This window comes from Neopoerus faecalis (assembly GCF_029218125.1).
Lineage (GTDB): Bacteria > Bacillota > Clostridia > Oscillospirales > Oscillospiraceae > Oscillibacter > Oscillibacter faecalis_A.
This window is the reverse complement of sequence record NZ_JARFXX010000015.1, coordinates 1-13,554: the sequence shown is the minus strand read 5'-3', so window position 1 is coordinate 13,554 and position 13,554 is coordinate 1. Positions and strand designations below refer to the sequence as shown.

Annotated in this window: 13 protein-coding genes; 8 read left to right on the top strand and 5 right to left on the bottom strand. The window is 56.5% G+C overall.

The annotated features are described in order from the left end of the window. Positions 1–14 precede the first annotated feature (14 nt). Positions 15–2,441 (top strand): leucine--tRNA ligase, encoded by a 2,427-nt coding sequence (gene leuS / locus PY311_RS12020; RefSeq protein ID WP_286148942.1) that lies wholly within the window; start codon positions 15–17, stop codon positions 2,439–2,441. Between the two features lie 130 nt (positions 2,442–2,571). Further along, positions 2,572–2,754, top strand: a complete 183-nt coding sequence (gene rpsU, locus PY311_RS12015) for a 30S ribosomal protein S21 (RefSeq protein ID WP_187014086.1) — start codon at positions 2,572–2,574, stop codon at positions 2,752–2,754. Positions 2,755–2,877: 123 nt separating this feature from the next. On the opposite strand, the gene PY311_RS12010 is transcribed toward rpsU, so the two are convergent. Beyond that, a complete protein-coding gene (locus tag PY311_RS12010) occupies positions 2,878–3,312 on the bottom strand; it encodes a CBS domain-containing protein (RefSeq protein ID WP_286148941.1) in 435 nt (144 codons plus the stop codon). Between the two features lie 192 nt (positions 3,313–3,504). Between PY311_RS12010 and PY311_RS12005 the strand changes: the two genes are divergently transcribed. From PY311_RS12005 to gltA, 3 genes are all read left to right on the top strand, one after another. Next, positions 3,505–4,197: a Crp/Fnr family transcriptional regulator gene (locus PY311_RS12005; protein ID WP_286148940.1), complete on the top strand. Its 693-nt coding sequence runs from the start codon at positions 3,505–3,507 to the stop codon at positions 4,195–4,197. 121 nt (positions 4,198–4,318) lie between these two features. Further along, complete coding sequence (locus PY311_RS12000; protein WP_286148939.1) at positions 4,319–5,161, top strand: sulfide/dihydroorotate dehydrogenase-like FAD/NAD-binding protein; 843 nt, start codon at positions 4,319–4,321, stop codon at positions 5,159–5,161. Between the two features lie 2 nt (positions 5,162–5,163). Then, positions 5,164–6,546, top strand: coding sequence for an NADPH-dependent glutamate synthase (gene gltA, locus PY311_RS11995; RefSeq protein WP_286148938.1), 1,383 nt, complete (start codon positions 5,164–5,166; stop codon positions 6,544–6,546). 90 nt (positions 6,547–6,636) lie between these two features. Here gltA and PY311_RS11990 read toward each other — a convergent pair whose 3' ends face one another. The 4 genes from PY311_RS11990 to murC all read right to left on the bottom strand — a co-directional run bounded on the left by PY311_RS11990 (position 6,637) and on the right by murC (position 10,246). Next, entirely contained in the window at positions 6,637–7,533 is an 897-nt protein-coding gene (locus tag PY311_RS11990; protein WP_286148937.1) for a hypothetical protein, read from the bottom strand. Between the two features lie 92 nt (positions 7,534–7,625). Beyond that, the gene (locus PY311_RS11985) at positions 7,626–8,297 is read right to left on the bottom strand and encodes a cell division protein ZapB (protein ID WP_286148935.1); all 672 of its coding nucleotides are present in this window, start codon (positions 8,295–8,297) and stop codon (positions 7,626–7,628) included. 9 nt (positions 8,298–8,306) lie between these two features. Then, positions 8,307–8,849 carry a prolyl-tRNA synthetase associated domain-containing protein gene (locus PY311_RS11980; RefSeq protein ID WP_286148934.1) on the bottom strand — a complete coding sequence of 181 codons (543 nt, stop codon included), beginning with the start codon at positions 8,847–8,849 and terminating at the stop codon, positions 8,307–8,309. Between the two features lie 2 nt (positions 8,850–8,851). Beyond that, a complete protein-coding gene (gene murC, locus PY311_RS11975) occupies positions 8,852–10,246 on the bottom strand; it encodes a UDP-N-acetylmuramate--L-alanine ligase (protein WP_286148933.1) in 1,395 nt (464 codons plus the stop codon). Positions 10,247–10,385: 139 nt separating this feature from the next. On the opposite strand from murC, the gene PY311_RS11970 reads away from it, so the two are divergent. Genes PY311_RS11970 through PY311_RS11960 form a run of 3 tightly spaced genes read left to right on the top strand, consistent with a single transcriptional unit; the run spans position 10,386 to position 13,184 of the window. After that, entirely contained in the window at positions 10,386–11,729 is a 1,344-nt protein-coding gene (locus tag PY311_RS11970) for a CCA tRNA nucleotidyltransferase (RefSeq protein WP_286148931.1), read from the top strand. Positions 11,730–11,784: 55 nt separating this feature from the next. Beyond that, complete coding sequence (locus tag PY311_RS11965) at positions 11,785–12,615, top strand: dipicolinate synthase subunit DpsA (RefSeq protein ID WP_286148930.1); 831 nt, start codon at positions 11,785–11,787, stop codon at positions 12,613–12,615. After that, complete coding sequence (locus PY311_RS11960) at positions 12,612–13,184, top strand: dipicolinate synthase subunit B (protein ID WP_286148929.1); 573 nt, start codon at positions 12,612–12,614, stop codon at positions 13,182–13,184. The genes PY311_RS11965 and PY311_RS11960 overlap by 4 nt, the downstream gene beginning before the upstream one ends. Positions 13,185–13,554: the final 370 nt, after the last annotated feature.

The window sequence follows — 13,554 nt, the reverse complement described above, 5'->3', positions numbered from 1 at the left end:
AAAAGGAGTCAACCATGAAGTACGATTTTACAGCCATTGAAAAGAAATGGCAGGAGAAGTGGCTGGAGGAAAAGCCCTTTACCGCTGTGACCGGCGACAAGACCCGTGAAAAGTTTTACGGCCTCATTGAGTTCCCGTATCCCTCTGGTCAGGGGCTCCATGTGGGCCATGCCCGCCCCTTTACCGCTATGGACATCATCTGCCGGAAAAAGCGGATGCAGGGCTACAATGTGCTGTTCCCCATCGGCTTTGATGCCTTTGGCCTGCCCACGGAGAACTACGCCATCAAGAACCACATCCATCCTGCCATCGTTACCAAGCAGAACATTGCCAACTTCACCAAGCAGCTTCACATGCTGGGCTATTCCTTTGACTGGGACCGGGTGGTGGACACCACGGACCCCAGCTACTACAAGTGGACCCAGTGGATCTTTTTGCAGCTTTTCAAGCATGGCCTTGCCTATAAGGCGTCCATGCCCGTGAACTGGTGCACGAGCTGTAAGTGCGTGCTGGCAAACGAAGAGGTTGTGGAGGGCGTCTGCGAGCGCTGCGGCAGCGAGGTCATCCGCAAGGAGAAGTCCCAATGGATGCTGGCTATCACCAAGTATGCCGACCGCCTTATTGACGATTTGGATGATGTGGACTATATCGAGCGGGTCAAGATCCAGCAGCGCAACTGGATCGGCCGCAGCGAGGGCACTGAGGTGGACTTCACCGCCACTAACGGCGACAAGCTGACAGTCTATACCACCCGGTGCGATACCTTGTTCGGCGTGACCTATATGGTCATCTCTCCCGAGCACCCCTACCTCGCTCAGTGGAAGGATCAGCTGACCAACTGGGACGCTGTGGAGGCATACCGGCAGGAGGCCGCCCGGAAGTCCGACTTCGAGCGCGGCGAGCTGAACAAGGAAAAGACCGGCGTCCGGCTGGAGGGCATCGAGGCCGTCCATCCCGTCACTGGCAAGCACATCCCCATTTTCGTTTCCGACTACGTGCTGATGGGCTACGGCACCGGCATCGTCATGGGCGTGCCCGGCCATGACCAGCGCGACTGGGACTTCGCCACCACCTTCGGCCTGCCCATCGTGGAGGTGGTCAAGGGCGGCGACGTGACCAAGTGCGCCTTCGCTTTGAAGGACGATACCGGCATCATGGTCAACTCCGACTTCCTCAACGGCCTCACCGTCAAGGAAGCCATTCCCACCATGAAGAAGTGGGTCACGGAGCATGGCATCGGCCATCCCAAGACCAACTTCAAGCTTCGTGACTGGGTGTTCAGCCGTCAGCGCTACTGGGGCGAGCCGATTCCTTTGGTGAAGTGCGAAAAGTGCGGCTGGGTACCGCTGCCGGAGGAGCAGTTACCGCTGCTGCTGCCGGAGGTCAAGAGCTATGAGCTTACCGATGACGGCGAGTCTCCGCTGTCCAAGATGACGGACTGGGTGAACACCACCTGCCCCAAGTGCGGCGGCCCTGCCCAGCGTGAAACGGACACCATGCCCCAGTGGGCTGGCTCCTGCTGGTACTTCCTGCGCTATATGGACCCCCACAATGACAAGGCTCTGGCCTCTAAGGAGGCTCTGGAATACTGGTCTCCCGTTGACTGGTATAACGGAGGCATGGAGCACACCACGCTGCATCTGCTGTACTCCCGGTTCTGGCATAAGTTCCTCTATGATATTGGTGCCGTGCCCACCAAGGAGCCCTATGCAAAGCGCACCAGCCACGGCATGATTCTGGGCGAGGGCGGCGAGAAGATGTCCAAGTCCCGGGGCAACGTGGTGAACCCCAATGACATTGTGGCGCAGTACGGCGCGGACACCATGCGTCTTTATATCATGTTCGTGGGTGACTTCGAGCAGGCGGCCACCTGGTCCACCGACGCGGTGAAGGGCTCCAAGCGGTTCCTGGACAAGGTGTGGAACCTGGCGGAGACCGCCGCTGACAGCGAGGACTTGACCCCGGCCAACGAGGCCATCCTCCACAAGACCATCAAAAAGGTCACGGACGATATCGACACCCTGAAGATGAACACCGCCATCGCCGCCATGATGACCGCCGTGAACGAAATGACCGCCAACGGCGTGACCCGGGGCGATCTGAGCATCCTGCTGCGCCTGCTGAATCCATTTGCACCCCACATCACCGAGGAACTGTGGGAGAAGCTGGGCTTTGCCGCGCAGACGGGCAAGATGTGCTGCCAGGCAGAGTGGCCGGTATACGATGAGAGCAAGACCATCGCCTCTACCGTGGAGATGGCCATTCAGGTCAACGGCAAGATGAAGGGTACGGTCCAGATGCCTGTTGACAGTGATGAGGAGACTGTGAAGGCCGCCGCACTGGCTGTGGACAAGGTGCAGAAGGCCACCAGCGGAATGCAGATCGTCAAGACAATTCTTGTCAAGAACCGCCTCATCAACCTAATCGTGAAGCCGCAGTAAATTTACTCCGAAACGGAAAAATTGTTCTTGACATTCTGCGTTGTATTTCTTATAATATCTTCGTTAAGGCTATACGTAGCCCCTAAGCATCCAGGATGAAGCCGGATGTCTCGGAGGGAGGGAAATATAAATGTCTGAGATTCATGTCAAGGAAGGCGAATCCATCGACAGCGCACTGAAGCGTTTTAAGCGTAGCTGCGCCAAGGCCGGCGTGATTGCCGAGGTTCGCAAGAGAGAGCATTATGAAAGCCCCAGCGTGAAGCGCCGCAAGAAGTCTGAGGCCGCTCGCAAGAACAAGAAGCGTTTCTATTAAGAAATCAGAAAAGAATGCCGCACAAGCAGTGCGGCATTCTCTTTTTGCAATCAATTCGAGTTTCAAGCATAGCGCTGATAATAAAAAGGAAAACCGGCCGATGGTTCACATCGACCGGTTTTTTCAACTGATTTTAGAGGGGAGGCGGTCCAACGCGGCAGTCTCTTTTTTTGCTAAGTACCCAATGATGTCCCGGCGGGTGACGATGCCGATAAACTTGTCCAAATCGTCTACCACCGGAATAAAGTTCTGGTTCATGGCGCTTTCTAGCAGCGCGTCCATGGTGACGGTAATTCGAACAGCGGGATATTTATTGCCGATGATATCGCACACACGCAGCGACTCTGCCTTTTTCATGGTCAGGTCCGTTCCGTCCGACAAAAGCCGCCACAAAAAGTCTCCTTCGCTGACGGTGCCGACATAACGCCCGTCCCGGGTGATGACGGGAATGGCGGTATAGCCGCGGTTACGCATCTTTTCAAGCCCCTGCCGAATCGTGAAATCATCGTACAGATAGGCGATTCGACTTTTGGGGAGAAGAAAATAGGCGATATTCACGCTTGAATGCTCCTTTCCTTTTCAGACCTTGTTCAGCGTGGTTGTTCTTATTGGTTAATAATATTATACAATGAGAAGGAGGAAAAGTCTTGAACTTTTTGTGAAAAAATAATTGGGATAAAGGGCTTGCATTCGTGCAAGAATTTGATATGATGAAGCTGTGATATATGCAACAAAAAGGAGATGGGAAATATGATGACCTCACAGGAGCTGCGGACAAGCCCGCTGTTTGAAAATATTAGCTATGAGGACTATCGACGGATGCTGACCTGCTTTCAGGCGGTGAAGCGGTCCTTTCTGCCAGAGGAGATGATTTACGATTTTGCGGGGAGCCGGGCGGATGCTATCGGCATCGTGGAGCGCGGCAGCGCGTCCCTGATTCGAATCGATGAGGAGGGGGTGGCTACCGTGCTGGAGGAAATGGGCCCCGGCGGCGTGTTCGGCCGGAATCTGGCCTTTGCCGGTTCCATGGGGGACAGTCTGGAGGTGGTGGCCCGGAGCGCCTGCGATATTCTGTTTATCGACTATCCGCATTTGCTGCGCCGATGCCAGAACGCCTGTACCTACCACAGTGTTCTGGTGCAGAATATGCTGGGACTGCTCAGTGATAAGGCACAGGCCCTCAGCGAGCGGGTGGATGTACTGTCCCGGCGCTCGATCCGGGACAAGCTGCTGTGCTATTTTCACCAGCAGGCTGAGCGGAACCATGGGACGTCCTTTATGCTGCCGTTTTCCTTCAGCGTGTTAGCGGACTATATCGCCACAGACCGCAGCGCAATGATGCGGGAGCTGCGGCACCTGAAGGAGGAAGGGCTGGTGCAGACGGAGGGACGCCGGGTCACGCTTCCGGGCCGGTCTGTTGGTGAAAAACACTTGAAGAGCTAATGTTTTCAGTATAATTTTCGGGAAAGCTGTTGACGGATAGCGGGAAGTATGTTAAAATTCAAACAATGTATCGTTCTGCTTGGCAGAATTTTTTAGATGCGGAAAGGAAAGAAGGAAGCGTATGTACCGAATCGTAAGAAAAGAGGCACTGAGACCCACTGTGACTCTCTATGAGATCGAGGCGCCCCTCATTGCCAAAAAGGCCCAGCCCGGCCAGTTCATCATTCTGCGTACGGATGAGAATGGCGAGCGTATCCCCATTACGATCAACGCCTATGACCCCGAAAAGGGCACGGTCACGATCATTGTCCAGACCGTAGGCGCAACCACGAAAAAGCTCAGCATGATGCAGGAGGGCGATTATCTGGCGGACTTTGTGGGTCCTCTTGGCAAGCCCACCGAGACCGAGGGCAAGAAGAAGGTTGCAGTGGTAGGCGGCGGCGTCGGCTGCGCCATTGCGTATCCCGTGCTGAAGAAGTTCCATGATGACGGTGCTGAGGTACACGCCATCGTCGGCTTCCGTTCCGAGGATCTGGTGATTCTGGAGGATGATTTCCGCAAGTCCAGCGATCTGCTGGTGGTCTGCACCGATGACGGCTCCTATGGCCGCAAGGGTCTTGTGACCGATGCGCTGAAGGAGCTTATCGAGGCCGGAAACCAGTACGATGAGGTGTTTGCCATCGGCCCCATGGTCATGATGAAGTTTGTCTCCAAGACAACGGAGCCCTACGGCATTCCCACCACCGTTTCCATGAGCCCCATCATGATCGACGGTACGGGTATGTGCGGCGGCTGCCGTTTGGCTGTCGGCGGCGAGATGAAGTTCGCCTGCGTGGATGGCCCGGATTTTGACGGTCACAAGGTAGACTGGGATCTGGCTGTCAAGCGCAATCAGATGTACGGTGCTTGGGAAAAGCACAAGTACGAGGAGACCTGCAACCTGCTGAAGAAGGAGGCCGAATAATCATGGCCAATATGTCTTTGAAGAAAAATCCCATGCCCTCTCAGGACCCCAACGTTCGGAACAAGAACTTTGAGGAGGTCGCTCTGGGCTATACGGAGGAGCAGGCTCTGGACGAGGCTGCCCGCTGCCTGAACTGCAAGAACAAGCCCTGTATGCAGGGCTGCCCCGTGATGGTACATATTCCCGACTTCATTGCCGAGGTGGCCAAGGGCGACTTTGAGGCTGCCTATCAGATAATTGCCGCCACCTCTGCGCTGCCCGCAGTCTGCGGCCGTGTCTGCCCGCAGGAGAGCCAGTGCGAGAAGCATTGCGTCCGCGGCATCAAGGGTGAGCCTGTCGGCATTGGCCGTCTGGAGCGCTTCGTGGCCGACTGGCATCGCGAGCACGCCACTGCCGCCCCGGAGAAGCCCGCCTCCAACGGCCACCGCGTGGCAGTGGTGGGCTCCGGTCCCTCCGGCCTGACCTGCGCCGGCGATCTGGCCCGCAAGGGATATGAGGTCACTGTTTTTGAGGCGCTGCATCTGGCCGGCGGCGTGCTGGTGTACGGCATTCCCGAGTTCCGTCTGCCTAAGGCCATCGTGCAGAAGGAAGTGGACGGTTTGAAGGCGCTGGGCGTCACTATCGCAACGGATACCGTTGTGGGCCGCACCATCACTGTGGACGAGCTGATGGACGAGCAGGGCTTTGAGGCTGTGTTTATCGGCTCCGGCGCCGGTCTGCCCATGTTCATGGACATCCCCGGCATCAACTATCGCGGTGTGTATTCCGCCAATGAGTTCTTGACCCGTATCAACCTGATGAAAGCCTATCGCGAGGGCTCCGATACTCCCATCCAGCATCCCAAGCGGGTCGCCGTTGTCGGTGGCGGCAACGTGGCTATGGACGCCGCCCGCTGTGCCAAGCGTCTGGGTGCCGAGGTGTATATCGTCTACCGCCGCGGCATGGAGGAGCTGCCTGCCCGTAAGGAGGAGGTCGAGCACGCCGAGGAGGAGGGCGTCATCTTCAAGACACTCTGCAACCCTGTTGAAATTCTGGCAGACGAGAACGATGATGTCAGCAAGATTCGCTGCATCAAGATGGAGCTGGGTGAGCCGGATGCCTCCGGTCGCCGCCGCCCTATCGAGGTTCCCGGCAGTGAGTTTGATCTGGACGTGGACTGCGTGATTATGTCTCTCGGCACCAGCCCCAACCCCCTCATCAAGTCTACCACCAAGGGCCTTGAGATCAACAAGAAGGGCGGCATCGTGGTCAATGAGGACGGTCTGACCTCCCGTGAGCACGTTTACGCCGGTGGTGACGCCGTGACCGGCGCTGCTACCGTCATTCTGGCTATGGGCGCCGGCAAGACCGCCGCCAAGGCAATTGACGAGCAGTTGAGCAAGTAAAAATAGTGATAAAACTGCCTGCCGCATTGCGGCAGGCAGTTTTTTTACAATGAAGCTCAGGATGGAGATGCTGTAAGCAATGGGGGTACATCAGCCCGCGAATAAATCCTCCGGCTTTGACATTTCCGGTTCCGGATACCCCAGGGCGGCGATGTTTTCCCGTGTCAGCGGCAGCCATGGAATCTCTATAGGCTGGCCATCCTGTAAAATGCTGTCCCGCCAAGCATCATAGACTGGACCATCTACCGCCGCTTCGGCAATCGAGGTAAGCTCGCTGCCATATCGCTGCTTCCAATCCTCGTCCGTAATGAGAAGGAAGTACACCATTCCATCTCCGTCTTGGTCAATATCAGTTGGAAAATTGTCTGCGTAACAGCTGACATCCCATGCGTCTACAGCCCCGGCCGTTTCATAGGTATCCGTTTCCGGGTCATAGACATTAAGATAGTAGGGCCAGAAATTTTCGCCGGCAAAGCCTTGACTATGGGACCAACCCTCCTGAATAACACCGTTGTCGTAAAAAGTCATATTTGAGGGGTAGAGTTGGATTTCTTCTTGAATTTTCCCGTTTGCATATTCCAAGATGTATGCGGCCCTGTCGGCTACAATATCGTTGGGCCAGCAGAACAGCAGTTCCTCCCGGCCATCATTGTCAACGTCATAAATGGCAAAGCTGTTGGCGTCGGCAAATTTCGAAGCGCCGTAATCCGGTAACTGGAGCCTATTCGAGTCCGGAACGATTCCCCATTGGTAAGCGTCCCATAGTACGCGGCCATAAGCGTGCTCCGCCGTATCTGCTTCAAATTCAAGCAATGCGGCCCTATATCGGGAATCATCGGACCCATTTTCTTCTGCCGGGGCCTCGGTCTCCGGGACTTCAGGCTCCGCTGTGTCCGATTCCGATGGTGTATCTGTTTGGGAGCCGCCGCAGGCGGTGAGAGAAAGGGCCAGCGCTGCGGCCAGCAAAAGTAAGCGCGTCTGTTTCATAAAAAATCCATCCCATATCTGTTTTTTAGAATAGTATATGGGGTGTGGAATTTTATGTCAACTGCAATTCGGTTACAATGGGTAACGGATTTTTAATCTGCGGAAAACAGCGAATCTAACTGTGCCTGCGCCGCCGCTGTGTCAAAGAGAAACTGATAGGACACGGCGGAATCCAAACCGCCGGCATAGTCCGGGGCAACATAGAGTAACTGGTAGAAGGTGTCCTTCCAGATCTGCTGGTGGGCACCGGCCCAAAGGACACCCCGGAGACTGCCGCTGGAATTGGCCCGGTCATCCTGTGGAACGGAGAGGTCCGCAATGGGATAGATGGCCATGACGTCCATCCGGGAGGATTGTCCCTCGGCAGCGGCGATGTAGGCATCCACTAATGCCTGATCCTCCTGAAGCGGAAGTTGTCCCTTCAGCCATTTGGCAACATTCCGGCACTCAGCCTCCCATGCGCCGGCCCAACTGTCGGCCACGGCGTTCATCTCTGCGGTAGAGGAACCGGCATCTACGTTTTCAAAGAAACGGTCAATGGGATTGGCCTCCTCATCCCCAGATTCCGGGGCGGTGTCATCCAGTGCGGCATTTTCATCTGTCAGGTTCTTGTTTTCCTTGGCAAGCTCGTCCCGCTCGGCCTCCAGCGCCGATATCTGCTGACGGAGCGATTCGTTTTCCTGTTGGAGTGCGGTATCGGAGCTGCCACAGGCGGAAAGGGAGAGAACAGAGAGCAGGGCCAGAGCGGCAATCAACTTTTTCATGGCGCCTCCTTATTCATTGGGCAGGTCCACTACCGTGACCGTGTGGCCGGTGTGGGGGAGGAACACGTTCAGAAGGTCGGCGGTGGCCATTCGCAGGCTGCCGGTGTTCAGGCAGGGATGGCAGCCGAACTGCGCCGCCTCGTAGGTCTCCCGGTCCATCAGCAGCCGGACCCGATGCTCCGTGTCATAGGCCAGTCCTAAAACGCTGGCGGAGCCGGGGGTGCAGTGAATCAGTTCTTCCATCAGTTCCGGCGGGGCGAAGGAGAGCCGGGAGGAGCCGATCTGGGCGCTGAGGTCCTTGGTGTGAAAGGGCTTGTCCTCCGGCATGGTCAGCAGGTAGAAATCGGTCTTTTGGCGGTTGCAGAGGAAAAGGTTTTTGCAGATGCGGATGCCCAGCGCGTCAGAAATGGCGGCGCAGGCCTCCATGGTCTCGGCAGGCTCGTGCTCCACCCGGCTGTACGGGATGTGGAGCTGGTCCAACAGGGCGAAGCTCTCCAGAACCTTTTCGGGTCCTTGGGTGGGAGCGGTGGTGTAAATCTCAGAAACGGTCACGGTCAATCCTCCGTTTCGCTCAGCAGTTTTTCACCGGCCCGGTAGATGTCGCCCGCGCCTACGGTGAGGATCAGGTCGCCGGGGCGGGCCAGCTCCCGCAGCTGGGCAGTTACCTTATCTAAAGTAGAGCAGTAGACGCTGCCGGGAATGTTCCGGGCCAGATCGGCGGAGGAAATTCCCATGGTGTTCTGCTCCCGGGCGGCGTAAATTTCCGCCAGAACGGCAACATCCGCCAGCTTCAGCTCCTCCACAAAGCGGTCGAACAGCTTGGCAGTGCGGGAATAGGTGTGGGGCTGGAACGCTACCACCAGCCGCTTGCAGCCAAGGCTGCGGGCCATGGTCAAAAGAGCGTGGAGCTCATCGGGATGGTGGGCGTAATCATCGTAGACCTTGGCACCGTGGTATTCTCCCTTGTACTCAAAGCGGCGCCCGGCACCGTGGAAGTCGCGGAGCCCCTCCTCCACGGCGCTGCCGGGAAGGCCCAGCACATAGGCAGCGGATGCGGCGGCCAGCGCGTTGCAGATATTGTGCTCACCGCCGACCTTCAAGGAGACATGGGCGTATTTCTCGCCGTGAATCAGAATGTCAAAGCTGGGGAGACCGTCTTTCCAAGAGATATTTTCCGCATGGCAGTCCGCATCGGAAGCGTGGAGACTGAACCAGAACAGCCGTTTATCATAGCCGCTGAGGGCGGTGTGGGTGCTCTCGTTATCGTAGTTGGCGACTGTCCAGCCGGTGTCTGCGGGGACCAGCTCCGCAAATTTACGGAAGGAGCGCTGGATGTCGGTCAGGTCCTTGAAAAAATCCAGATGGTCGGCCTCCACATTGAGAATTACGGCGACAGTGGGATAAAAGCTCAGAAAGCTGTTGCAGTATTCGCAGGATTCCAAAATGATGGTATCGCCGTGGCCCACCCGGTAGCCGGAGTGCAGCAGCGGCAGTGTGCCGCCGATCATAACGGTGGGGTCCTTTTCAGCCGCCATGAAAATGTGGGTGCACATGGAGGTGGTAGTGGTTTTCCCGTGGGTGCCGGAGACGCACAGGGCGTTTGGATACCGGCGCATCAGCGCGCCCCACGCCTGCGCCCGCTCGTAGACGGGGATACCACGGGCCACGGCACCGGCGATCTCGGGATTGGAATCGTGCACGGCGGCGGTGCGAATCACAAAATCACAGTCGCCAAGGTTTTCGGCGTTGTGGCCGATGGAAACGGAGATACCCTTGGCACGCAGATTTTTTACCGCGTTGCTTTCCGTCATGTCAGAGCCCTGGACTAAAATGCCCTTACCGGCAAGGACCTCCGCCAGCGGGCACATGGATACGCCGCCGATGCCGACAAGATGCGCGCGCTTACCGGGAAGCAGATAGTCGGAAATGGGCTTGGGATTGTTCATCATAGAAGATGTCTTCCTTTCAAAAATCGTAGGTGTGAAGCAATGAAAACGGCCTCACAGCGATAGAAAACGTATTGCAATATTTAAACTAACTTATTATAATATGCGGGACGAAAAAATGCAACTGAAAGGGGCGGGAAATATGGAAGAATACCGGGAGCTTGCGGCTGCGATCCCGCCCTTTGTCCGCTATGTGCTGACAACGCTGGAAGCGGCAGGGTTTGAGGCATACTGCGTGGGCGGCTGTGTGCGGGACCTGCTGCTGAGGCGGACGCCGGGAGACTGGGATATGACCACATCGGCAAGGCCGGAGCAGACCATGGCGCTGTTTGGCAACTGTGCGCTGCCTACGGGATTGAAGCACGGTACGGTCACGGTCTGTAGCGGCATGAACCGGGTGGAGACAACAACGTTCCGCACGGACGGTGCTTACGCGGATCACCGCCACCCGGAGCAGGTCACTTTTACAGATTCTTTGCAGGAGGACCTTTCCCGGCGGGATTTTACGGTAAACGCCATGGCAATGGAACTTGCCGGGAGACTGCATGACCCCTTCCATGGCCGGGAGGATTTGAAAAACGGTGTGCTCCGCTGTGTGGGAGAGCCGGAGAAGCGCTTTTCCGAGGATGCGCTGCGAATTTTGCGGTGCCTGCGGTTCGCGGCGGTGCTGGACTTCACCGTGGAGCGGGAAACGGCGGCGGCTATGGAGAATTGCCGGGAGCTGCTGCGGGAAATCGCGCCGGAGCGGGTGCGGGAGGAGCTGACAAAGCTGCTGTGCGGACCATCCGCGGCGGCGGTGCTGCGGCACTTTCCGCAAATTGTGGGGACGGTTCTGCCGGAGGTTTTGCCGATGCTCGGCTTTGACCAGAGAAACCCGCACCACTGCTACGATGTTTGGGAGCACACATTGCACGCGATGGAGGCCGCGCCACCGACACCGCTGCTGCGGTGGACGGTTCTGTTTCACGATATGGGAAAGCCGGAATGTTTTGCGCTGGACGAAAAAGGAATCGGACATTTCATGGGACATGGCGTGGTATCCCGCCGCATTGCGGAGGGGGCGATGAATCGCCTGCGCTTTGACGGTGAGAGCCGGGCGCGCATTGCGGAGCTGGTGGAGTGGCACGATCACCGCGTTCAGACGGAAAAGGGTGTCCGTCGGATGCTGAACCGCTTCGGCGAGGAGGACTTTCGGAATTTGCTGGATGTCCAGCGGGCGGACAATATGGGGCAGGCGAAAAAGTTCCACTATCGGCAGCAGGATATTGACCGGGTGGAGGCATTGCTGAATGCGGAGCTTGCACGCGGCAGCTGCTTTACCCTGAAGCAACTGGCAATCAATGGAAACGATCTGAAGCCCTTGGGATATCGAGGGCCGGAGTTGGGCCGTGTTTTACAAATGCTGCTGGACCGTGTTATGGATGGCCGTTTGTCAAATAATCGGGAAGACCTGCTGGCAGAAGCGGAAAAATTAAAAACGAATTAAATCCACGCACCGATTTGCGCTGGCGTCATACGCTGAGGCAAGGGGGTGCGTGGATTTGCTATTTGGAGTAATTGGCGGAGATCGGAGACAGGCGGAGCTTTTGAAGCTGCTGCGGCAGGACGGATACCAGGCGGCGGCTTACGGCGCCGCAGGGGAAATGGATTGGGAAAGGGCCGTGTCGGCGGAGGTGGTGGTGCTGCCGCTGCCGCTGTGCCGGGAGGGAGATACCATCAACATAGAGGGGGAGCAGCGGGGCATCGGTGCGCTGCTGCGGCAAATGCGGCGGAATCAGCTCTTGCTGGCCGGGCAGGTAAAGCCGGCTCAGGCGGCGGAGGCGGCAGAGCTGGACCTGAACCTCATCGACTATTTCAAGCGGGAGGAACTGACAGTTGCCAACGCCGCCGCCACGGCGGAGGGGACAGTTCAGGTGATTTTGGAGCGTTTGGAGCGCTCGCTGCTGGGGAGCCGCTGTCTGGTACTGGGCTTTGGGCGTATCGGCAAGCTGCTGTGTCACCGCCTGAGCGCTATGGGGGCAAATGTCACGGCGGCGGCCAGACGCCCGGAGTCTCTGGCTTGGGCCGTGGCCTATGGTTATGATGCGTGCTCCATCGACAGGCTGGATGGTGCTTTATCGGAATTTGATGTGGTGGTCAATACCGTGCCGGCCCCGATTTTCGGGGGAAATGCGCTGAAGCAGTTAAAGCCGGGCTGCCTCTGCGTGGATGTGGCGTCCATTCGGGGTATTGATGCTTCGGCAGCGGAGGCTCTTGGCCTGACCATTGTTTGGGCGCGGGCGCTACCGGGGAAACTGATGCCGTGCACGGCAGGCAGAATCATCCGGGATACGGTTTTTGAAATCTTGAAAGAGCAGGGGGTCATTTTATGAGAACGGAGCGAATCGGCTTTGCACTTTGCGGTTCCTTTTGCACGCATGAAAAGGCGCTGAAGGCGTTGGAGAAACTGACACAGGAATATGAAACGGTGATACCGATCGCCTCGGAAAACGCCGCTTTTACGGATACGCGCTTCGGTACATCGGAGACTCTTTTGGAAAAGCTGGAAGAATTGACAGGCCATGAGGTGTTATATGACATCCCAGCAGTGGAGCCATTAGGACCGCAGGGCGTAGTGGACGCGCTTGTGATCGCACCGGCCACCGGGAATACACTGGCGAAATTGGCGGGCGGTATTACAGATACGGCAGTGACAATGGCGGCGAAGTCCGTTCTGCGGTGCGGAAAGCCGGTGGTGATTGCATTTTCCACCAATGACGGTCTCGCAGCCAGTGCTGGGAATATCGGGGAGCTCCTGATACGGAAGAATTATTACTTCGTGCCCTTTGGACAGGATGACTTTGAGAAAAAGCCGACATCGCTGGCGGCTGACTTTAATAAAATCAATGAAACGCTGGCTGCGGCGCTGGGGGGAGAGCAGCTTCAGCCGATACTTTTATAAAATGTAAGTAGACTGTGACGCCGGATACTCCGGCGTCATTTTTTTAATTATGGTCAATATGATATGGCAAAATGACGAAGAGAGAATAAAAAATAGATAAGTGTTGCTAATAATAAATATGAATTTATTAAATCGAAAACCGATATGGAAAGATTATGTAAACAAAAAAGCGCCTTACAGAAAAAAGTAAACAAAGTGTAAACAGGCGTATTGACTTTTGTAAAGACCGTATGCTATAGTAACTAAGCTGTTTAGCGGCGATGAAGAGAAGCGGGTCAAGAGATGGAGGGCGAAAACGCCTGAAAAAAGTTCTTGACAAGCAGAACTGAGCCTGATATAATAGCGACTGTTCCGCATGAGGGACGTGCAC